Origin of the sequence: Desulfosporosinus metallidurans (assembly GCF_001936615.1) — a bacterium.
Classification (GTDB): domain Bacteria; phylum Bacillota; class Desulfitobacteriia; order Desulfitobacteriales; family Desulfitobacteriaceae; genus Desulfosporosinus; species Desulfosporosinus metallidurans.
This window is the reverse complement of record NZ_MLBF01000211.1, coordinates 1-395: the sequence shown is the minus strand read 5'-3', so window position 1 is coordinate 395 and position 395 is coordinate 1. Positions and strand designations below refer to the sequence as shown.

Genomic DNA, 395 nt, shown 5'->3' with positions numbered 1-395 from the left:
AACTGACAGTGACTAAAAGCAACGGAACGACACGAATTATTCAATCGTTTCAATTATCGGCTGCGATTGATAAGGACAAGGAAGTGCAAAAAAGACGATTAGACGGAATAACTTGCTTTATCACAAACGATTTGACCATACCCCAAGGAGAAGTGGTTCAAAAGTATCGAGATAAAAACAAGATTGAAGAAGCTTTTCGCGAGATGAAATCCCAACTTGCCCTACGCCCTATCTATTTGACTCGTCCAGAACGAGTGAAAGCCCATGTAACCATCTGCATCATGGCTTACTTGCTTATAAACTCTATGGAGATGATGCTCAGGAAAGCAGAAATTGAGCTATCGTCTGAAGAACTACTAAGACAGGTGAGTAATTGCCGATTAAGTCAGGTTGGC

Annotated in this window: 1 protein-coding gene; it reads left to right on the top strand. The window is 41.3% G+C overall.

The window, feature by feature from the left end:
• The coding region (locus tag DSOL_RS26425) for an IS1634 family transposase (protein ID WP_139314654.1) at positions 1-395 on the top strand (395 nt) is incomplete at both ends.